Genomic DNA, 19,180 nt, shown 5'->3' with positions numbered 1-19,180 from the left:
TGCACAAATTGGCTGTGGCGACTATCCGCGACCCCATGACCAGCACCCAGCATGACCGCCTCTTAATCATCGACTTTGGCTCTCAGGTGACGCAGCTGATTGCGCGCCGCCTGCGTGAGCTCAACGTCTATTGCGAAATCCACCCCTATCAGTCCGTGACCATCGAAACCGTCCGCGAGATGGCGCCGCGCGCGATCATCTTGTCCGGTGGCCCTGACAGTGTCACCCGTGAAGGCAGCCCACGCGCCCCACAGGAAATCTTTGACCTTGGCCTCCCCATCCTTGGTATCTGTTATGGTCAACAGACCATGATGACCCAATTGGGCGGCAAAGTTGAAAGCGGGCATGGCACAGCCGAATTTGGCCGCGCCTTTGTGACGCCTTCGGTAAAATCTCTACCGCTGCTTGACGGCTGGTTTGAAGATGACGCCGACCGTGAACAAGTCTGGATGAGCCACGGCGATCACGTCAGTGCGCTGGCTCCCGGTTTTGAGGTCTATGGCACGTCTCCCAACGCTCCCTATGCGATCACTGCCGATGTGGCGCGCAATTTCTATGCGGTGCAATTCCACCCCGAAGTGCATCACACCCCCAATGGGGCCAAGTTCTATGAGAACTTTGTCAAGCTCGCTGGCTTTACCGGCGATTGGACAATGGGTGCCTATCGCGAAGAGATGATTGGCAAAATCCGGCAACAGGTTGGCGACAAGCAAGTCATATGTGGCCTGTCCGGTGGTGTCGACAGTTCGGTCACAGCCATCTTGTTGCACGAAGCCATCGGCGATCAGCTGACCTGCGTCTTTGTCGATCATGGTTTGCTGCGCAAGAACGAGGCCACCGAAGTCGTCGCGATGTTCCGCGACAACTATAACATCAAGCTGATCCACGCCGATGAAAGCGACCTGTTTTTGGGTGAGCTGGACGGACAGTCTGACCCAGAAACCAAGCGCAAGATCATTGGTAAATTGTTCATCGACGTGTTCCAGAAACATGCCGATACCATTGATGGGGCTGAATTCCTCGCTCAGGGTACTCTCTACCCTGATGTGATTGAATCGGTCTCCTTCTCTGGTGGCCCCTCAGTGACAATCAAATCGCACCACAATGTGGGTGGCCTACCTGAGAAAATGGGCCTCAAGCTGGTTGAACCCCTGCGGGAGCTGTTCAAAGACGAGGTCCGCGCCTTGGGTCTCGAACTTGGGCTGCCCTCAAACTTTATCGGACGTCACCCCTTCCCCGGACCGGGTCTTGCCATTCGCTGCCCCGGTGAAATCACCCGTGAAAAGCTGGAAATCCTGCGCGAAGCTGACGCTGTGTTCATCGACCAAATCCGCAAACACGGATTGTATGATGATATCTGGCAGGCTTTTGTTGCGATCCTTCCGGTCCGCACTGTCGGTGTTATGGGCGATGGGCGCACCTATGATTTCGCTTGCGCCATGCGCGCGGTGACTTCGGTGGATGGTATGACAGCGGATTATTATCCGTTTAGCCATGACTTCCTTGGCGAAACCGCCACACGGATCATCAACGAAGTCAAAGGTATCAATCGCTGTACCTATGATATCACCTCCAAGCCTCCGGGCACGATTGAGTGGGAATAATACGCCTCATAATCAGGCTGGGTCTTTTGGGATCCGGCCTTTTTCTTGTGACCCTGCTCGCGGTGGCCTTTTGGAGCTACGCCGATATATGGCCCGCCCCCAATGAGACGCCACAATCGGATGCAATCATCTGTCTTGGTGGCGGATCAAGCACCCAAACCGGCGAAATAGGGCCATTTTCGCGGCTGCGCGCCTTAACCTGTGCGGACCTCTATTTGGCCGGCAAAGCGCCGGTGATCCTATTTACCGGGGCAAGTGGTTTGGGTCCTGATCGCTCAGTTGCCCATCTTATGGCCGATGTGGCCGAAGCGCGGGGCGTTCCGCGTCGTGCGATGATCCTTGAACCACACGCCCGATCAACCCTGCAGAACGCGCTCTATGCGTTGCCCCTCCTTGGCGATGCCCAGTCTATCCATTTGGTCACGGATGCCTTTCACCTGCCCCGCAGCTGGCTGTCGTTGACATTGGTTGATGCTCCCGAAATGATCATGGTGCCAAGCCAATCAGGATCAATCCGCCCAACTTGGCACGTCTTGATCCGTGAGCCAGCCGCGATATGGTTCAACCTCCTTCGCTATCCCGTCTACAAGGCTGCGCATGCGCTTGGTATAGACGGCGCTGTCAACATTTTGCACTAGGAAGGCCTCCCGCTATGACCGTAACGCTTGAGGGCTACTTAGATGTGCCCGTTGACCGACTGGAAGCCGTGAGAGCAGCTTTGCCTGTCCACATCCAATTGACCCGAGCCGAAACGGGCTGTCTTCGCTTTGACGTAACCGAAAGCCAGACGTCATCTGGCAAGTTTCACGTCTCCGAAGAGTTTGTCGACGCCAAGGCATTTGCCGCCCATCAAGAGCGGACAAAGAGCTCTGACTGGGCGCGGGTCACAGAAGGCATTCCCAGAGATTACAAAATCTCCGGTCTTTAAGCGGAATATTCATAACGATCTTGCAGATTATGAATTTGCTTATAAATGCGGGATATGAAAAACCGCGCCCAAACTTGCAAAGGCACCGATCATGAGCAACGCACTGTCCCGCGCCCTGGAAACCCGTGAATGGCTGTTGGCCGACGGGGCCACGGGGACCAACCTGTTTAACATGGGGCTGCAATCCGGCGATGCGCCTGAATTCTGGAATGAAACAGAACAGGATAAGATTCGTGCCTTGTATCGCGGGGCCGTCGACGCCGGATCTGATCTGTTTTTGACCAACTCCTTTGGAGCCAATGCGTCACGCTTGAAATTGCACAATGCGGGCCACCGCGCCTATGAGCTGTCCAAGCTGGCGGCGGAATTGGGTCGCGAAGTGGCGGATGCATCGGATCGTGATATCATCGTTGCCGGGTCTGTTGGCCCAACCGGTGAGATCATGGGCGAAGCGGGCTCGCTCTCGCACGAATCTGCGGTTGAGATGTTCGAAGAGACCGCCAAGGGCCTGATGGATGGCGGTGCCGATGTTGTCTGGGTTGAGACAATTTCCGCCCCCGAAGAATTCCTCGCCGCTGCCGAAGCCTTTGCCAATGTGAACGCGCCTTGGTGTGGCACCATGAGCTTTGACACCGCGGGCCGCACGATGATGGGCATGACCTCGGCGCAAATGGTGCAGTTGGTCGATGGCATCGCCAATGCGCCAATTGCCTTTGGGGCCAATTGCGGTGTTGGCGCGTCGGACCTGCTGCGCACCGTCAAAGGCTTTGTCGCCCAAGGGACCGAGACGCCGATCATCGCCAAAGGCAACGCTGGAATCCCCAAATATGTCGATGGCCACATTCATTACGACGGGACGCCCGAACTCATGGGCGAATACGCTGTTTTGGCCCGCAATGCCGGGGCCAAGATCATTGGCGGCTGCTGTGGCACGATGCCGAACCACCTCAAGGCGATGCGCGCAGCACTTGAAAACACGCCAAAGGGCGATAGCCCAACACTAGAGCAGATCACGGAAAAGATGGGCGGCTTTAGTTCCGAAAGCGACGGCACAGGCGACAACACAGGCCCGGCACGGCGCAAAACCCGCCGCCGGGGCTAATCTTTTAGACCTGCATTAACCAAACATGGGCAAGGTTTCACCATGGCCCATGTTCCTATCACATGACGCCCCAAGACCGGGCCCCAAGGACCGGGCCCAAAGGACTGGATGACGTCCGTGTTTTCTGCCCGTGCGGCGGTTGCTGGGGGCGTTGTTCGCCGAAAACCTCAGGATATCGAAAGGATCGTCGGTCGTGACAGGTTTCTTGCCGAATTGGACAGGCGCGGGTTTTGCTCCGTTGAAAATGCCGGGCAACCTGTCCTCTTTTGCAACCGCGAACCCGTCCGATTATTGCGTTAGCTCCCAAGCTGCGCCCCCCAAATTCCATCACTGGACTTTGCAAACTCCGTCCACGGAATTTGATGGGCAAGCCTCAGAACAGGCTCATCTGATCACCGCGGCGCAAAGGCGGGGCAAACATATCACAACGCAAAGGCGGGGCTTCAATTCCAAGCCCCAGTGCGCGAACCGCTCGGTGAAACCTTTGCGCGATCAATTCTGCATAAGGTCCCTGCCCACGCATGAGGCGGTTCCATTGCGCAGAATAGACCTCGCCCCCGTGCATATCGCGCAGATGGTTCATAATGCGTCCGGCTCGATCCGGGTAATGCGCAGCAAGCCATTCCTGCCACAGCGGCGCGACCTCCAACGGCAAGCGGAGCATGATCCAGCTCGCGGCATCCGCCCCCGCATCGCGCCCCGCCTCCAAAATCGCTTCAAGCTCAGGGTCGGTCAGAGCGGGAACCATTGGCGCGGCCATAATACGCACAGGAACCCCTGCTTCGGTCAGTTTTCGAATGGTTTGCAAACGGCGCATCGGGGACGGCGCGCGCGGTTCCATCTTGCGGCACAAATCAGCATCCAATGTGGTCACCGAAATCCCGACCCGCGCCAGACCATTGCGCGCCATATCAGCGAGAATATCAATGTCGCGCTCGATCAAGGTGCCCTTGGTGACAATCGCAACCGGGTGATGAAAGTCGCGCAACACCTCAAGACAAGCGCGCATGATCCCGCGATCTCGTTCAATCGGCTGATAGGGATCGGTGTTGGTCCCAATCGCAAGCGGTGCCACACTGTACCGCTTGGCGCGCAATTCGCGATCCAAAACAGCGGGCGCATCCGGTCGGGCGATCAGTTTTGTTTCGAAATCAAGCCCCGGCGACATGCCCAAATAGGCGTGGGTTGGCCGGGCAAAACAGTAAATACAGCCATGTTCGCAACCGCGATACGGGTTCAGCGTCCGATCAAATGGCAGATCGGGCGAACGCACGTAATTGATCACACTACGCGGGTTTTCGTCGCGGACCTCGGTTCGGATCACCGGCAGCTCTTCGGGGATGTCCCAGCCATCCCCTTCATCCACCTTGGAAAAGCGCTCAAATCGACCGCAATCTCGGCTCAGAGCGGCGCGACCTTTCCGGCGTTCAGGGTCAACAGGGCGTTGCGATTCAGTCATGGGCCCAATAGAACACACCAAGAACAAACATCACAACCCACCATTCCACACCCCGATCAAGGCCCCAAGGTCGTTGTCAGATTGCCCAATGTCGCAATCTGCCATTTGTCCTGTGGGAAAAATGAAGAATAGTCGTTTAAGATTACGTGCAGCCGCGACCTGCCAGACCAAAGGAAACGCCCCATGTCCGACGAAGAAGACGACATCATCCTCTCTGAACTGAACGACGAAGAGCTTGTCCAACAAATGTTCGACGACCTTTACGATGGTCTCAAGGAAGAGATCGAAGAGGCCGTTAACATTCTGCTGGAACGCAAGTGGGAACCCTACCGCATTCTAACCGAAGCTTTGGTTGGTGGTATGACAATCGTTGGGGCCGACTTCCGCGATGGTATTCTGTTTGTGCCCGAGGTTCTTTTGGCAGCCAACGCGATGAAAGGCGGCATGGCCATTCTCAAACCATTGCTGGCGGAAACCGGCGCGCCCCGCATGGGCAAAATGGTGATCGGCACTGTCAAAGGCGACATCCACGACATCGGCAAAAACCTTGTGTCGATGATGATGGAAGGCGCGGGTTTTGAGGTTGTTGATCTGGGTATCAACAACGCGGTTGAGGCCTATATCGATGCGATCAAAGCCGAAGAAGCCGACATCCTGGGCATGTCCGCCCTGTTGACCACCACGATGCCCTACATGAAGGTTGTCATCGACACGATGGTCGAGATGGGCATTCGCGATGACTATGTCGTGTTGGTGGGTGGTGCGCCGTTGAACGAAGAGTTCGGCAAAGCCATTGGTGCCGATTCTTATTGCCGCGATGCCGCCGTCGCTGTGGAGACCGCCAAGGAATACATGTCCCGCAAGCATAATCAACTGGCGGCGGGCTAGGACAGCCCACGACATTGCCAGTACGATTTCAGGACCCCGGCTTTGGCTGGGGTCTTTTAACACGAGGGGGCCGACCTTATATTTCTGATACGAGTAGGAGATTTTGATGCCCTTAGATAAATTCGTTTTAATTCTTGTGTGTTGTTTGGCTGGCACCGTGGCCACCTTCTGGCTGACCACTCTTATTTTGACAGCCATTTCTGTGCCTTATGGCTGGCTTGCACTTATCCCTGCTGGCCTGGTGGGCTACATAATTTACAGAGTGATCCAGGAACGTCTGCGCAGTGCGGACGACGATCATTATGACAAAGTGGAGTATTGAGTATGCTGATCATCACATCCGAAAACGTGGCTGGCCATAAAACCGTGGCGACTTTGGGCATGGTCCGCGGAGCCACCGTGCGTGCAAAACATGTGGGAACAGATATCGTTGCCGGCCTCAAGTCCATCGTCGGAGGGGAACTCGGCGGATATTCGTCGCTTATGGCCGGTGCGCGGGAACAAGCCTTGGATCGCATGGTCGAAGACGCGGAACGTTTGGGGGCAAACGCCATTGTTTCTATGCGGTTGCAAACCTCAGCGATCGCCAAGGGGGCTTCTGAAATCGTGGCCTATGGAACCGCGGTACGCATCGTCCCGATGGACGAAACCCAAAAATAGTTCCCCCTGAAGAATCGGTCTTTTTCTTTACACTCAAGTGTTACATATTGACCTGAGGAGGAGACTCGAATGCCTGTGACATCTTTTGCGCTTTTGCTTGTGGTGGTGATTGCCGCCGCTGCTGTGACTGTCTTGGCCATGTCGACATGGGGGGCCTTGAACGTGCTACCTGTCCTCTTGATTGTTGCGTTGCTGGCCCGTTGGGGATTGGCGCATGTCCCCTTCGATGACAAACACAGCTGACGACGACACACTAACGACGGCTGGTTTGGCGGCCTCTGGCAACGGCCAGATTTTGCTATTGGCCTGCGGGGCTTTGGCGCGCGAAATCCTTGATTTGAAACAGCGCAACGGGTGGGATCACATGGATCTGACCTGCCTTCCCGCGATATTGCACGTGCATCCGGAACGTATCACCGATGCGGTGCGCAACGCTGTTGCCAAACACCGTGACACCTATGCCAAAATCTATGTGGTCTATGCCGATTGCGGGACCGGTGGCTTGTTACAGGCCGCCTGTCAAGAATTAGGCGTTGAAATGGTCCAGGGACCGCATTGTTACGCCTTTTTCGACGGTCTCAAGGCGTTTGAAGATCGCGGCGAAGTCACCTCGTTTTTCCTGACCGATTTCTTGGTTCGGCAGTTCGACAGCTTTGTCTGGAAGCCATTGGGTCTGGATCGTCACCCAGAGTTGTTGCCGATGTATTTTGGCAATTACGAAAAGCTGGTCTATCTTGCGCAAACAGATGACCCTGATTTGGTGGTGTTGGCAAAACAACAGGCCGCGCGCATGGGCCTCCTGTTCGAGCATCGTCAAACAGGTTATGGCGATCTGGAAACAACGCTCGAAAGCTGGGCCGCTCGATAGAGTTGTGTTTTAAACGGAGCACGATTTTGGCTGTCTGGCGACAAGGAAACGCCCTTCCTTGACCCACATCATCGCGAAAACATTCAGTTTTTGGCATAATTATCCGCAGGAGGATACATCATGCAAAAACTGCTATTGATATTGTTTCTGTTTTTTGGACAAGCTGCGAGCGCGGATTTGCTGTCGGAAAACCGTGGATTGTGGGAGGGCACGGGCTTCCTAGAGTCAGGTCAGGAATGGCCGATCTACGTTGAGTTTCTAACCGACATCGCCCATGTGCGTACCCCCGAGGATGGCTGCGAAGCGATTTGGCAATTCGAAAGCATCACGCAAAACATCATCCGCGGTTGGGAAAATGTGACCGTTGGCGAAGATCGCTGTTACGTCGGACTCAAGTTTGTCGTGACGCGACATGATCGACATCGGCTCAAGGTCGATTGGTATCAAATGAACGGCATGTTTGTGGCGCATGCGATCTTGTGGCCGGTCCAATAACCCTTTGATCCTGCACATTTTGGGATGCCCTGACCAACCTCGAGCTTCAGTCCGATCTGGGCCAAGTCTCGACATGGGGCATCCGTGCGTCGCCCTGTCCGTGCGGCGCACTGTGCGCCCAAGACGGCGATAGGTCTTGGCAGAAATAGGTCAGACCAAATGGTTACTTCTCAAGCGCCTCTTGCAGAACAGTCGACACTGGAACAATCGCGATACTGGCGTTTTTGTCCTGCAATCCCCATTGGATCAGCCCGGACAAGGTATTGGCATGCAACCGCCCTAGCATGATCACCGCCCCTTCCTGTTTGGCGCGAAACACGGCTTGGTCCAAGGCGCGGCGCACGGTTGCGGCGTCTTGTTTGTCACGATCCATATCCCGGAAAAGACTGGCGGAGGGCACGCCGGCTTTGGCCGCCAATTGTTGGGCGGTGTTCAGGCCCTTGGGCATCATCACCAATCCATGGCCGCTCGCTGCGAGATAAGCAGCGGTTTGATTTGACACGGCCCGGCTGGACTGCACGCCTGCCCCTACGGGGTTTTCAAGAACTGCAACCGCCTCAGGAACAGCCTGCAATGTGCCGCTTAGCGTGACTTCAACATCTGAGGGTTGCGCCCCTTCTGGGATATCCGCCATCGCCAAGACTTCAAAGCCAAGCCGACGATAATCCGCAGCCGTTTGCGCCGCTTCGGGGTGGGATGGTGGAATGGCGATACTGACCGGAATAGGCAACGTTTTCAACGCTTCAGGGCCCCACGTATCAACCTTGTCGTCAATCAAAATCACCGAAATCCGCGGCTGCCCATCGGCTGGGGCCGGATCAGGTTTGGCCGCGAATTGAACCAAAGGCGTGTTGCTTGGATCCGCTTTTTCGACGGTTTCATCATTGGACTCCGCCCCCAAACGCGAAAAGCGTGACGAAGCTGCGCCGTTGTCACGATCAATAAGTGACCCCGCAGGTTTGCCAATTCTGGGACGAGGTTGAGCCGTTTCTGGCTGCACGGGATCGGCTTGGGCGGTCACGACCGGCTTGGGTTCCGGCACGCTGGGTTGGACCGGCGCGGGTTCTTGGGCTTCGGGCGCGGTGACACGGGCGGTTTCGATATCCGCCTCTGGCGCGTCAATGGCTGGCTCAGCTTGCGGATCATCACTGACAAGAGCGGATTCTTCATTGGAAAGCGCCGGGACAGGAGGCTGAGCAGGTTCTGTTGAAATCACAAGCGATGCTTCAGGCTTCGGCGCGCCGGGCACCTCTGCTTGGGCGAGCGGCTGCACCGGGGCGTCGCTTGCCACAACCACTTGCGCGCCGTCCGAAGTTGGCTCGGCCGCGGTTGGTGCCTGAGGCGCGGCACCAATAACAGGCTGTTTGGGCAATTCAGTATCAGCCCCAACAGAAAAAGGAGCTTCGGGCGCATCCAAGGCACCACCCGGTGCTTGGGGCATCTCAAAGCCCGTTTCGGATTGTGGCCTGCGACCGGGTTTTGCGGGATCAACCGGGGTCGCAGTCGCCGTGATCTCGTCTCGGGCACCCGCCTCTGCGACAGGTTCCGGCTTAGATGTGGCAGCCGCTTGTGGCGCTGGTGTGGCTGGCGCTGGCGTGGCGGGAGGAAGTGCGGCGGGGGCGCTTGGGGCGGGATCGGCAGCAACAGGTTCGGCAATTGCCGGAGCCGGGTTGGAATTTTGTGCCGGTTTGAAACCATCCTTTAGCGGCCCTGTGGCAACCGATAACGTCCCAACTGCGGCCCCCGATAGGACCACTCCCCAAATCGAGCCGCTCAAGAATCCCCGTGCCATGTGCCGTTCCTCACCCGTTTCTTGCCCACGTCATGCACCGCTCGTTGCGCGCTGCACCTGTCTGCTATGCCCTGCGCCTCTTGACGCGGGTCTGACTGCCTGTGCATGTATACCGCGACCATGCGGCCCGCCGCCACCCATAACAACGTATACCCATGCTTCTTCTGATAGATAACTATGACAGCTTCACCTACAACCTTGTTCACTATTTGGGTGAATTGGGCGCTGATGTTGTTGTTCACCGCAATGACGCGCTTACTGTCCAAGAGGCAATGGCGCTGAAACCGACGTCGATTTTGCTGTCTCCGGGGCCATGTGACCCTGATCAGGCCGGTATTTGTCTAGCGCTGACCAAGGCCGCTGCCGAAACCCAAACACCGCTGATGGGGGTTTGTTTGGGGCATCAAACAATCGGTCAGGCCTTTGGCGGCAGCGTCGTGCGACATGACGAAATTGTGCATGGCAAAATGGGTGAAATCCAGCATCAAGGCAAAGGTGTGTTCAAGGGGTTGCCTTCTCCTCTGCTTGGCACGCGTTATCATTCTTTGGTCGTGCGGCGTGATGATTTGCCATCCTGCTTGCAGGTCACGGCCGAGCTTGAAGACGGCACAATCATGGGCCTGCAACATGAAAGCCTGCCGATCCAAGGGGTGCAATTCCACCCAGAATCAATCCGGTCTGAACATGGCCATGACATGCTGCAAAACTTTCTTGATCTGACAAAGGTGCCGGCATGAGCGACCTGTTAAAACCGCTGATCGGGGCCGCTGCTGACCGTTCTCTAACCCGGAGCGAAGCAGAACAAGCCTTTACGGTTCTGTTCGAAGGCGACGCAACACCGGCGCAGATCGCCGGACTTTTGATGGCGTTGCGCACGCGTGGTGAAACCGTTGATGAATACTCTGCCGCCGCCGCAGTGATGCGCGCCAAATGCAATGCCGTCCACGCGCCCGAGGGGGCCATGGACATCGTCGGCACCGGCGGTGATGGCAAAGGCACTTTGAACATTTCCACCGCAACCGCTTTCGTTGTGGCTGGAGCCGGACAGGTTGTGGCCAAACATGGCAATCGCAACTTGTCATCCAAATCCGGCGCAGCTGACGCGCTTGGGCAAATGGGCATCAACGTGATGATTGGTGCCGAGGCGGTGGAAAAGGCGTTGGCTGAGGTCGGTATCTGTTTCATGATGGCCCCGATGCACCACCCTGCGATGAAACACGTGATGCCGGTTCGCATGGAACTTGGGACGCGGACGATTTTCAATATCCTTGGTCCCCTGACCAACCCAGCTGGGGCGAAACGCCAACTCACCGGGGCCTTTACCCGCGATCTGATCCGGCCAATGGCCGAAACGCTGGGGCAACTCGGGTCTGAACGGGCTTGGCTGGTACATGGGTCAGATGGGACAGATGAATTGGCCATTTCCGGCATTTCCTGGATTGCAGCGCTTGAGGAAGATGGGTCGATCCGCGAAGCCGAGTTGCATCCCGAAGACGCTGGACTGCCTGTTCATCCGTTCGAAGAGATTCTTGGGGGCACACCCGAAGAAAACGCGGTGGCGTTTCGGGCCTTGTTGAACGGGGCTCAAACGGCCTATCGCGATGCAGTTTTGCTAAATGCGGCTGCGGCTTTGACAGTCGCAGGCAAAGCAAGCGACCTGCGCATCGGTGTGGAGATGGCGCGCGAAAGCATTGATAGCGGTGCCGCCAAAGGTAAAATCGAAGCCCTGGCGAAAGCGACACAGGCGGCCTAACCCGCCGCCGCGTTTATTGACGCGCTCTTTCGGAACCAGAGCGCGTCTTGGAAATTGGATTTTGGCATGTCACTCTTTGTTCCCGCCGCGTGGTCACATTTGGCGTTCTTTTCCCAAGACTTGCCCGAGATTGAGGCCAAATTGGCTCTGGACAGGCGGGACATCTTACCGCCTGAACATCAGGTTTTCGCAGCGCTAGAGGCCTCTTGTCCCGACACGACCCGCATTGTCATCCTTGGCCAAGACCCCTACCCGACCCCCGGACACGCCCACGGCCTGTCCTTTTCGGTCGAGCCGGACGTCAAACTCCCCCGCAGTTTGAACAATATTTACAAAGAGATGATCGACGATTTGGGCGCGGCACCACTCACCGGTGACCTGCGCCCTTGGGCCGCGCAGGGTGTGTTGTTGCTCAACTCGGCATTGACGGTGCCAGCGGGCGAGGCAAATGGCCACCAATCGCTCGGCTGGTCAAAACTGACGGAACAGGTTTTGGCGGAACTCTCAGAAAAACCGCGCGCCTTTATCCTCTGGGGCAAACACGCTCAGAGCTTTGAGCGGCACATTTCCGGGGATCATCACTTCATTCTAAAAACCGCACACCCATCTCCGCTTTCCGCCCGGCGTGGCTTTTTCGGCTCGCGGCCCTTTTCGAAGGTCAACGCGTGGCTTAAAGCCAATGGGGACACCGAAGTTAACTGGACAGACGCATGACGACGACCATTCTCGACAAGATCAAAGCCTATAAGCTCGAAGAGGTTGCCGCCGACAAAGCCGCGCGCTCCCTGGCCGAGGTCGAAGCAGCAGCCAAGGCCGCAGATCCGGTGCGCCCTTTTGCAGCCCGTTTGATCGACGCTGCGGCAACAGGTTACGGGCTGATTTCCGAAGTCAAGAAAGCCTCTCCGTCCAAGGGTTTGATCCGTGCCGATTTCGAACCGGCAACGCTTGCCAAAGCCTATGAGGACGGCGGCGCGACTTGTTTGTCCGTTCTGACCGACACTCCTTCTTTTCAGGGTGCCAAGGACTTTTTGGTCGCCGCGCGTGCCGCAACCAACATGCCAGCCCTGCGCAAAGACTTTATGTATGACACCTACCAAGTGGCCGAAGCCCGCGCGCTCACTGCCGATTGCATATTGATCATCATGGCCTCTGTCTCTGACACACAGGCCGCCGAGCTGGAAGATGCGGCTTTTGGCTGGGGCATGGATGCGCTGATCGAAGTGCATGATGCCGAGGAATTGGAGCGCGCATTGAAGCTGAAATCCAAGCTTATCGGCGTGAATAACCGCAATCTCAAGACATTTGAGACCTCGCTTGACACAACCCGCGAGCTCTCCAAAGGCCTACCAAAGGGCCGTTTCCTGATTTCGGAAAGCGGGCTAAACACATCGCAAGATTTGGCCGATATGGCCGGATATGGTGCGCGCGCGTTTTTGATCGGCGAAAGCCTGATGCGCCAAGACGATGTTCGCGCGGCGACGCAAACGCTGTTGGCCAATCCGGTTCCCGCCTAAAAGGATAAGACATGAGCGATCTGACCCATTTCAACGATCAGGGCCATGCCCATATGGTCGATGTCTCTGACAAAGCCGTGACGTCGCGTGTGGCCACCGCCGAAGGCTGGGTCAAAATGGCTCCCGAAACCTTTGCCCTGATCACCGAAGGGCGCGCCAAGAAAGGTGACGTCATCGGAATTGCCCGCTTGGCCGGGATTATGGGCGCGAAAAAGACCCCGGATTTGATCCCACTCTGCCACCCTTTGCCTGTCACCAAAGTGTCGGTCGACCTGACCCAAGACCCAGACCTGCCAGGCCTGCGCATTGAAGCAACGGTTAAGACCACGGGCCAAACCGGGGTCGAGATGGAAGCGTTGACTGCGGTCTCTGTGGCAGCGTTGACCGTCTACGACATGGTCAAAGCCGTGGACAAAGCAATGGAGATCGGCGGCACACGTGTGATCTTGAAAGACGGCGGAAAATCAGGTCGTTACGAGGCTTAGCCTCCTTCCGATCTTACCAGATGGCCCATCGAAAGGCAGCAATATGATTTCCGTTTCAGACGCGCTTGACCACCTCTTTGCTTTGGCAAACCCGTTGGGGTCTGAGGAAATACCGCTCATTGACGCCGCTGGTCGGGTGATGGTTGCGCCTGTCCGTGCCCGTCGCGATCAACCGCCCTTTGCCGCCTCGGCGATGGATGGCTATGGCACGATCGACCCAACCGTCGGCCAAAAGCTTGAGGTGATCGGAGAAGCGGCAGCGGGTCACAGATTTGACGGCGAAGTCACACCGGGAACCTGCATCCGCATCTTTACTGGCGCGCCTGTCCCCGAAAACATCACTCATGTCACGATACAGGAAAACGTCACGCGAGATGGCGATCACATCACTATTAATGACCTCGGGACTGGCGACAATATCCGCCCCGCTGGTGGCGATTTCAAAGATGGCCAAACCATCAGCAGCCCGCGCCGATTGACGGCAAATGATGTGGCTTTACTAGCGGCAATGAATATCCCGACGGTCACCGTGGCCCGCCAACCCAAGGTTGCGCTGATATCGACCGGAGACGAATTGGTCATGCCTGGCGAAAACCCTGGGCCAGACCAAATCATTGCCTCTAACACCTTTGGTCTGCACGCAATGCTGCGCAATCTTGGAGCGATGCCGCGTTTATTGCCGATTGCACGCGACAACGAGCCTTCCTTGCGCGCGGTTTTTGATCTTGTGGATGATGCCGATCTGGTGATCACTATCGGCGGAGCTTCGGTCGGGGATCACGATCTGGTTGCCAAGGTCGCCGGCGATTTGGGGATGGAACGCGCCTTTTACAAAGTCGCCATGCGCCCCGGAAAACCTTTGATGTCCGGGCGTTTAGGCGACGCTATGATGATGGGGCTACCGGGAAATCCGGTGTCGGCGATGGTGTGCGGGCATGTCTTTGTTGCCCCGGTGGTCCGCGCCATGCAGGGGTTGGGGCATCAACCAGCCCTTCGTTATAGCGCACAACTGGCCGCGCCTCTTGTCTCGAACGGACCGCGTGAACATTACATGCGTGCCGATGTCACCCCAGAGGGTTTGACCGCTTTTGAGCGTCAGGATTCCAGCCTGCTCAGCGTCCTTGGCGCATCCAATGCCTTGTTGGTGCGTGCGCCACATGATCCCCCCCGATCCGTTGGCGAAAAGGTCGACTACATACCGCTTTGATTGATCGCATCGGTTGAATTATCCACAGATCCGTTGACACAAAACGAGAACAGGGGTAGAACAAAACCTGACACGAGGTTGGGAGCAAACCATGCTGACAAAAAAGCAATTGGACCTTTTGGACTTTATTAACAAGCGCATGCTCAAAGATGGCGTCCCGCCAAGCTTTGATGAAATGAAGGATGCGCTGGATTTACGGTCCAAATCTGGAATTCACCGCCTGATTACTGCACTGGAAGAGCGTGGATTTATCCGCCGCCTTGCACATCGGGCCCGCGCTATCGAGATTGTCAAACTCCCCGAAAGTCTGGGCGGCGCTCCGGCGGGCTTCCGACCACAAGTGATTGATGGGGATCGCCCGGATGTCGCGCCTTCTGGGGCGATGCAAATTGCGAAGGGCGCAATTGCGGAACTTCCGCTGGTGGGCAAAATTGCCGCTGGCCGCCCGATTGAGGCAATCAATGATACCCCCCCCGGTGTGATGGTTCCCGGCCAGATGGTGCAGGGTGCAGGCAAGCATTATGCGCTTGAAGTCAAAGGTGATTCCATGATCGACGCCGGGATCAATGACGGCGACGTGGTGGTCATCCGTGAAAGCAGTGATGCCGCTGAGGGCGACATTGTTGTGGCCCAAGTTGAAGGCTACGAAGCGACGCTCAAACGGTTTCGCCGTCGCGGCGGGATGATCGTTCTTGAGGCGGCAAACCCAGCCTATGAACCACGGGTCCTACCCGAAGGCGCAGTCAGCGTTCAGGGCCGATTGGTTGGTCTGATCCGCACCTATTAACGCCTTTTGGTGTCGGTTCTGTTATCGCACGTCTGCAAGGCGTTGGGGCTCCTGCTCAGCCCCGTGCCACAATCTATGACCTGACAGCTGACGGGCTGTGATCATTTGCAACCCGTCTTCGGTCTGCCAAAAGGCCACAGACCCGGTTTGCCTGAGCTTGGTCGGGTCCAAAACGTCACAACCGCCTTTGGGTCTGGCTTTGGCGCTAGCGATAACGATTTGATCGCGGGAACAGGTTTCTAACGTTGCTATTGCGCGTTTCCCCTGTAGGTGAATCACTTGTTTCCGTCCAATGTGCGCGGTGGCCACGCGGGATTCGATCACGCCCGGCCAACGCTCTGCGGCTTGCTGTTGGGTTCCGGCATAGCCATCGTTTTCAAGCCAGTTTTCGGCAACAAACCCCGCCCCTTTGGGACGCGACAACGCTCGCCCATCTTGGGTCATGACCCCCACCAGGGTGCCCGTGTCTGACACCAATAGCGCCGGGCGTTCTGTCTGCATCCAAAGGACCACAGCGAGTGCGGCAGGGGCCAAACCCACCAAACGCCCGATCCCGCGCCACAGGCATAGAATTAACCCGCCAATGGCCAAAAGCGGCAGAACACTGCCGTCGGGTGCAACCACCGCACGGGTCACCCCCTCCCAACTCGCGACCCATTGTGCGACAGCCAAAATCCAGTCCAACCCAAGGGCCATCAATTCAAGCGCGATCCAATCAAGACCGAACGGCATAAGAATCGCGGCCAAAACGGCCATGGGAACCACGACTGCCCCCATCACCGGCACGGACAGTAAATTTGCGACCAACCCGTATTGCGAAAGCATATTGAAGTGGGCCATTCCGACCGGAGCCGTCGCTGCGCCAGCCACGGCCGAGGAAACTACCAACCCCATCACAGGAGCGAACCAACGAGGTATCTGGCGCCCTTGTTGCCAAATTGTGATCTGCTCAAACACAGTTATTAATGCGGTTGTTGCGGCGAAGGACATCTGAAATCCAGGCGAAACCAGGGCTTCGGGCCGGAAAATGAGGACGATCAGCGCCGCCATCGCAACGCTGCGTAAGGACAATGCCCGCCGATCAAGCATCAGGGCCGTTAATGCTGCGGCTGCCATAATAAACGCCCGTTGGGTCGCGACGCTGCCCCCAGACAAGGATAAATAGCCCAGTGCCGCCAACAAAGCTCCGGCGGCAGCGATCTTTTTGACCTGCCAGTTGTGGCGCGCATGCGGGATCAAAAGCAATCCAAGACGCAACGCAGTGAAGACAAAACCAGCAAGCAACCCCATATGCAGGCCGGAAATGGCCAAGAGATGGGCGAGATTGGTGGCGCGTAAGGTGCGCAACGTCTCTTGCCCCATCCCGGAGCGATCGCCGGTCATTAAGGCCGCAGCAAAAGCCCCTGTTTCACCACCAAGCCGGCTTTGAACCCGCGCAGACAACCACATTCGCGCCTTGAAAAGCACCTGCCCCTTGCCGGGATGATCGAGCAAAAGCACCGGACTGCGGGTATAGCCGACGCCTCCCAGCTTCAAGAACCAAGCATGGCGACGGAAATCAAAACCGCCGGGTTCGACCGCACCACTGGGGGGCGACAAATGTCCGGTCAAAATGATTACTGCACCGGGCTGTGGCTCAGTAAACCCCTGTTTTCCATGCAAAGATACTCTGACTCGCTTGGGGGTGTCGTCTGGATCCATTCGTTCCAACACCACCCGATCAAGCGTCAGGCGTACCGCGTCAGAGCCCGAGCGATCTATCCCAACAATGCGACCTTCAATCGGGCCATAATATCGAAAGTCGAGAACCGGCCCCGCAACCATGTGCGCACGTGCGCCGGCAAGTGAAAACCCAAGCGTTGCCAAACCGATGGCCGCGATCAAAGGCCCGGCAACCGGTCCCGCCCGACCGTTCAGAACAACCAAAGCCAGACCCGTGATGCCGAACAGCACAAGAACCAAAGACGCGGGTTCGGATCTTAACGAAAAATAGCTGCCAATTCCCACGGCCAAGAAAACCGGGGACCAAGGGAATAGATGCCCACGCTGCCTAAGCAACACCGCGGCCATCATGTGAAGGGCCTGTGCCATGCTCGCCTTGTCGCGGCGCGGCCTTGAGCATCGCTTGCCCTAAGCCGGACCTGTGTTTAAGGAACAGCTCAAAGATACTCCTTTCCCTGTTAGCATAAGGTTAACCAAAATGACTGCAGTCGTGACCCGTTTTGCCCCTTCGCCCACTGGCTACCTGCATATTGGCGGCGCGCGTACGGCGCTTTTCAATTGGCTCTATGCCCGTGGCCGAGGCGGAAAATTCCTTTTGCGGATCGAAGACACCGATCGCAGCCGTTCGACCCCAGAAGCCAGCGCGGCCATTCTCAAGGGGATGGATTGGCTGGGTCTGGACTTTGACGGAGAGGTCATAAGCCAGTTTGATCGCGCGGATCGTCATGCCGAAGTCGCGCATGAATTGTTATCCAAAGGTGCGGCCTACAAATGCTTCTCAACTCAGGATGAGATCGAAGCCTTTCGCGAAACTGCGCGCGCCGAAGGCAAATCGACGCATTTCCAAAGCCCTTGGCGCGATGCGCCTGCCGAAACTTACCCGAATGAGCCTTATGTTGTGCGTTTGAAATCCGCTCAGGACGGCGAAACCGTAATCAATGATGAGGTTCAGGGCCGGGTTCGGATCAAGAATGAGAATCTGGATGACATGGTTCTGTTACGTTCCGATGGCACGCCTGTCTACATGCTGGCCGTTGTCGTAGATGATCATGATATGGGGGTGACCCACGTTATTCGCGGTGACGATCACCTGAACAATGCCGCACGCCAAATGGGCATCTACACGGCGATGGGCTGGGATCTGCCGGTTTATGCGCATATTCCGTTGATCCACGGCCCCGATGGCAAGAAGCTGTCCAAACGCCATGGCGCGCTCGGAGTTGAGGAATATCAGGCGATGGGATACCCCTCTGCTGGCATGCGAAACTACCTTGCCCGGCTCGGATGGAGCCACGGTGATGACGAATTCTTTACGGATGATCAGGCAAAGGAGTGGTTCGGGACCGATGGAATCGGCAAATCACCCGCTCGATTTGACTTTAAGAAGTTGGAGAATATCTGTGGACAACATATTGCAGTGGCTGACGATGCTGCGTTGCTGCATGAAATTGTGACTTATCGTGAGGCTGTGGGTTTGCCAGCTTTGACAGACGTTCAGTCACAGCGGCTGAACGCCGCGCTATATTGCCTCAAGGAAAGGGCCAAAACACTCCCGGAACTCCTTGAAAAAGCACACTTTGCGCTGATCGACGGTGCAGTCGATGTTGAGGAGAAGGCTGCCAAGAACCTGGATGCGGTATCCCGTGGTATACTGAACGCGTTGACGCCGCAGCTGCAAAATGTTAGCTGGACGCGGGATGAACTTGAGGCGGCATTGAACCGCTTTGCAGAAGAAAATGGCATGAAATTCGGCAAGCTGGCTGGCCCATTGAGGGCGGCATTGGCAGGCCGAGCTGCCACTCCGAGCGTCTTTGATATGATGCTCGTGCTTGGCCAGGAGATCAGCCTTGATCGGTTGACCCAGGCCGCAAACGGGGGAGACAGCTGACCGAATTTCGTGTCGGCCTTTCCCAAGA

General features: G+C 56.7%; 21 protein-coding genes. 18 read left to right on the top strand and 3 right to left on the bottom strand.

Going from position 1 to position 19,180, the window contains the following annotated elements; translation table 11 throughout:
- Nucleotides 1–35 precede the first annotated feature (35 nt).
- The 4 genes from guaA (at nucleotide 36) to bmt (ending at nucleotide 3,634) form a co-directional block, all read left to right on the top strand.
- Nucleotides 36–1,604 carry a glutamine-hydrolyzing GMP synthase gene (gene guaA / locus ACRBB0_RS06630; RefSeq protein ID WP_431373621.1) on the top strand — a complete coding sequence of 523 codons (1,569 nt, stop codon included), beginning with the start codon at nucleotides 36–38 and terminating at the stop codon, nucleotides 1,602–1,604.
- Between the two features lie 47 nt (nucleotides 1,605–1,651).
- Complete coding sequence (locus tag ACRBB0_RS06625) at nucleotides 1,652–2,242, top strand: YdcF family protein (protein WP_431373620.1); 591 nt, start codon at nucleotides 1,652–1,654, stop codon at nucleotides 2,240–2,242.
- 14 nt (nucleotides 2,243–2,256) lie between these two features.
- The gene (locus tag ACRBB0_RS06620; protein WP_431373619.1) at nucleotides 2,257–2,532 is read left to right on the top strand and encodes a putative quinol monooxygenase; all 276 of its coding nucleotides are present in this window, start codon (nucleotides 2,257–2,259) and stop codon (nucleotides 2,530–2,532) included.
- 91 nt (nucleotides 2,533–2,623) lie between these two features.
- Nucleotides 2,624–3,634 carry a betaine--homocysteine S-methyltransferase gene (gene bmt, locus ACRBB0_RS06615; RefSeq protein WP_431373618.1) on the top strand — a complete coding sequence of 337 codons (1,011 nt, stop codon included), beginning with the start codon at nucleotides 2,624–2,626 and terminating at the stop codon, nucleotides 3,632–3,634.
- Between the two features lie 373 nt (nucleotides 3,635–4,007).
- Here bmt and ACRBB0_RS06610 read toward each other — a convergent pair whose 3' ends face one another.
- Nucleotides 4,008–5,093 (bottom strand): PA0069 family radical SAM protein, encoded by a 1,086-nt coding sequence (locus ACRBB0_RS06610; RefSeq protein ID WP_431373617.1) that lies wholly within the window; start codon nucleotides 5,091–5,093, stop codon nucleotides 4,008–4,010.
- 183 nt (nucleotides 5,094–5,276) lie between these two features.
- Here ACRBB0_RS06610 and ACRBB0_RS06605 point away from each other — a divergent pair, with 183 nt between their 5' ends.
- The 6 genes from ACRBB0_RS06605 to ACRBB0_RS06580 all read left to right on the top strand — a co-directional run bounded on the left by ACRBB0_RS06605 (nucleotide 5,277) and on the right by ACRBB0_RS06580 (nucleotide 8,004).
- Nucleotides 5,277–5,981 (top strand): corrinoid protein, encoded by a 705-nt coding sequence (locus ACRBB0_RS06605; protein WP_431373616.1) that lies wholly within the window; start codon nucleotides 5,277–5,279, stop codon nucleotides 5,979–5,981.
- Between the two features lie 106 nt (nucleotides 5,982–6,087).
- Nucleotides 6,088–6,303 (top strand): hypothetical protein, encoded by a 216-nt coding sequence (locus tag ACRBB0_RS06600; RefSeq protein WP_431373615.1) that lies wholly within the window; start codon nucleotides 6,088–6,090, stop codon nucleotides 6,301–6,303.
- Between the two features lie 2 nt (nucleotides 6,304–6,305).
- The gene (locus ACRBB0_RS06595; protein WP_431373614.1) at nucleotides 6,306–6,641 is read left to right on the top strand and encodes a YbjQ family protein; all 336 of its coding nucleotides are present in this window, start codon (nucleotides 6,306–6,308) and stop codon (nucleotides 6,639–6,641) included.
- Between the two features lie 69 nt (nucleotides 6,642–6,710).
- On the top strand, nucleotides 6,711–6,884 hold the full coding sequence (locus ACRBB0_RS06590) for a hypothetical protein (protein WP_431373613.1): 174 nt from the start codon (nucleotides 6,711–6,713) through the stop codon (nucleotides 6,882–6,884).
- Nucleotides 6,868–7,509, top strand: coding sequence for a DUF1638 domain-containing protein (locus ACRBB0_RS06585; protein ID WP_431373612.1), 642 nt, complete (start codon nucleotides 6,868–6,870; stop codon nucleotides 7,507–7,509). The genes ACRBB0_RS06590 and ACRBB0_RS06585 overlap by 17 nt, the downstream gene beginning before the upstream one ends.
- Before the next feature lie 120 nt (nucleotides 7,510–7,629).
- Nucleotides 7,630–8,004, top strand: a complete 375-nt coding sequence (locus tag ACRBB0_RS06580; protein ID WP_431373611.1) for a hypothetical protein — start codon at nucleotides 7,630–7,632, stop codon at nucleotides 8,002–8,004.
- A 163-nt stretch (nucleotides 8,005–8,167) separates the two neighbouring features.
- Here ACRBB0_RS06580 and ACRBB0_RS06575 read toward each other — a convergent pair whose 3' ends face one another.
- Complete coding sequence (locus tag ACRBB0_RS06575) at nucleotides 8,168–9,796, bottom strand: divergent polysaccharide deacetylase family protein (protein WP_431373610.1); 1,629 nt, start codon at nucleotides 9,794–9,796, stop codon at nucleotides 8,168–8,170.
- 155 nt (nucleotides 9,797–9,951) lie between these two features.
- Between ACRBB0_RS06575 and ACRBB0_RS06570 the strand changes: the two genes are divergently transcribed.
- The 7 genes from ACRBB0_RS06570 (at nucleotide 9,952) to lexA (ending at nucleotide 15,542) form a co-directional block, all read left to right on the top strand.
- Entirely contained in the window at nucleotides 9,952–10,533 is a 582-nt protein-coding gene (locus ACRBB0_RS06570) for an anthranilate synthase component II (protein ID WP_431373609.1), read from the top strand.
- Nucleotides 10,530–11,549 carry an anthranilate phosphoribosyltransferase gene (gene trpD, locus ACRBB0_RS06565; protein WP_431373608.1) on the top strand — a complete coding sequence of 340 codons (1,020 nt, stop codon included), beginning with the start codon at nucleotides 10,530–10,532 and terminating at the stop codon, nucleotides 11,547–11,549. The genes ACRBB0_RS06570 and trpD overlap by 4 nt, the downstream gene beginning before the upstream one ends.
- Before the next feature lie 66 nt (nucleotides 11,550–11,615).
- Complete coding sequence (locus tag ACRBB0_RS06560) at nucleotides 11,616–12,263, top strand: uracil-DNA glycosylase (RefSeq protein ID WP_431373607.1); 648 nt, start codon at nucleotides 11,616–11,618, stop codon at nucleotides 12,261–12,263.
- The gene (gene trpC / locus ACRBB0_RS06555; RefSeq protein ID WP_431373606.1) at nucleotides 12,260–13,063 is read left to right on the top strand and encodes an indole-3-glycerol phosphate synthase TrpC; all 804 of its coding nucleotides are present in this window, start codon (nucleotides 12,260–12,262) and stop codon (nucleotides 13,061–13,063) included. The genes ACRBB0_RS06560 and trpC overlap by 4 nt, the downstream gene beginning before the upstream one ends.
- Nucleotides 13,064–13,074: 11 nt before the next feature.
- A complete protein-coding gene (gene moaC / locus ACRBB0_RS06550) occupies nucleotides 13,075–13,548 on the top strand; it encodes a cyclic pyranopterin monophosphate synthase MoaC (protein WP_431373605.1) in 474 nt (157 codons plus the stop codon).
- 43 nt (nucleotides 13,549–13,591) lie between these two features.
- Nucleotides 13,592–14,755 (top strand): molybdopterin molybdotransferase MoeA, encoded by a 1,164-nt coding sequence (locus tag ACRBB0_RS06545; protein WP_431373604.1) that lies wholly within the window; start codon nucleotides 13,592–13,594, stop codon nucleotides 14,753–14,755.
- 91 nt (nucleotides 14,756–14,846) lie between these two features.
- On the top strand, nucleotides 14,847–15,542 hold the full coding sequence (lexA, locus tag ACRBB0_RS06540) for a transcriptional repressor LexA (RefSeq protein ID WP_431373603.1): 696 nt from the start codon (nucleotides 14,847–14,849) through the stop codon (nucleotides 15,540–15,542).
- A gap of 21 nt (nucleotides 15,543–15,563) precedes the next feature.
- Here the strand turns inward: lexA and ACRBB0_RS06535 are convergent, their stop codons facing one another.
- On the bottom strand, nucleotides 15,564–17,633 hold the full coding sequence (locus ACRBB0_RS06535; protein ID WP_431373602.1) for a ComEC/Rec2 family competence protein: 2,070 nt from the start codon (nucleotides 17,631–17,633) through the stop codon (nucleotides 15,564–15,566).
- Nucleotides 17,634–17,742: 109 nt separating this feature from the next.
- On the opposite strand from ACRBB0_RS06535, the gene gltX reads away from it, so the two are divergent.
- Complete coding sequence (gltX, locus tag ACRBB0_RS06530; RefSeq protein ID WP_431373601.1) at nucleotides 17,743–19,152, top strand: glutamate--tRNA ligase; 1,410 nt, start codon at nucleotides 17,743–17,745, stop codon at nucleotides 19,150–19,152.
- Nucleotides 19,153–19,180: the final 28 nt, after the last annotated feature.

The organism is Pelagimonas sp., assembly GCF_050633425.1.
GTDB lineage: Bacteria > Pseudomonadota > Alphaproteobacteria > Rhodobacterales > Rhodobacteraceae > Pelagimonas.
This window is presented reverse-complemented; position numbering and strand designations above follow the sequence as displayed.